The 1,529-nt window shown below is 75.3% G+C and carries 1 protein-coding gene; it reads left to right on the forward strand.

The genetic code is table 11. The annotated features are described in order from the left end of the window. Window positions 1-74 precede the first annotated feature (74 nt). Window positions 75-1,529, forward strand: a 1,455-nt coding sequence (locus AC2W7A_RS12285; protein WP_485991592.1) for an AMP-binding protein, incomplete at its 3' end; no start/stop codon positions are given.

Genomic DNA, 1,529 nt, shown 5'->3' on the forward strand with positions numbered 1-1,529 from the left:
CCGGCTGTGGGACCTGCTGGACGAGTGGGGCGCCCCCGGACTCCGTCAACCGCGACGCCACCGCCCTGGTGGACATGACGGGCGCGGCCAGCGCGCACGCGATCGTCCGCCGGAGGCGCCGCCCCGTGGCCGTGAGCTGGGGCGAGCTGCAGGAGATGGTCTCGGCCGTCGCCACCGGGCTGTGGGCCGCCGGCGTCCGCCCCGGCGACCGCGTGTCCATGCTCGTCCCGCCCGGCCGAGACCTGACCGCCGCCCTCTACGCCGTGCTGCGCCTGGGCGCGGTCGCGGTGGTGGCGGACCAGGGCCTGGGCGTGAAGGGCATGACGCGGGCCATGAAGTCGGCCCGTCCGCGGTGGATCATCGGCCAGACCGCCGGCCTGACCCTCGCCCGCGCCCAGTCGTGGCCGGGCACCCGGTTCTCCGTCGCCCCGCTCGGGGCGGCCCAGCGGACCGCGCTGAAGGTGGAGGACAGCCTCTATGCCATGGTCGAGCGGCACCGCCGCCCGGACGCCGTGGGCCCGGTGGACGAGCAGGGCGCTCCCCTGCCCGTGCCGGAGGAGCACCAGGAGGCGGCCGTGCTGTTCACCTCCGGCTCCACGGGTCCCGCCAAGGGCGTGGTGTACACCCACGGACGCCTGGGCCACCTGGTGCGCCGCATCCGCCGCACCCTGGGCATCGAGCCCGGGGCGTCCCTGCTCGCCGGCTTCGCGCCGTTCGCGCTGCTGGGTCCGGCGTTGGGCGCCACCTCGGTCTCCCCGGACATGGACGTCACCAAGCCGGCCACCCTGACCGCCCGCGGCCTGGCCGAGGCCGCCGAGGCCGGGCAGTCCACGGTCCTGTTCGCCTCTCCGGCGGCACTGCGGAACGTGGTCGCCACCGCCGGTGACCTGGACGAGGCGGGCCGCGCCGTGCTCGGCCGCATCCGCATGGTGCTCTCCGCGGGCGCGCCGGTGCCGCCGGTGCTGATGCGCCAGGTGACCGCCCTCGTGCCGAACGCAGAGATCCACTCCCCCTACGGCATGACCGAGGGCCTGCTGCTCACGGACATCGACGCGGACACCGTCCAGGAACTCGTCCATGCCAAGGACGCCGGCGTGTGCGTCGGCTCGCCCATCGAGACCGTGGACGTCGCCGTCGCCCCGCTGCTGCCGGACGGCTCCGCCGAGGAGGTCATCCTGGACCCCGAGACCGGCTGGGGCGTGCTGGGCGAGGTCGTCGTGTCTGCCCCTCATCTGAAGGAGCGCTACGACGCCCTCTGGTACACGGACCAGCAGTCCAAGCGGGACAGCCTGTTCGGCGGCGGCGGCCGCGTGTGGCACCGCACCAACGACGTCGGCCACTTCGACGCCGAGGGCCGACTCTGGATCGAGGGCCGCCTCCAGCATGTCGTCTCCACCCCGGACGGCCCCGTGGCGCCGGTCGGCCCGGAGGCGGCGTGGATGCGCTCGGTCCGGTCGAGCGCTGCGCCGTGGTGGGCGTCGGTCCGGCCGGCACGCAGGCCATGGTGGTCTGCGTGGAGGCCGCGCGAC

Source organism: Micrococcus sp. LASM2_SD2, from assembly GCF_057364565.1.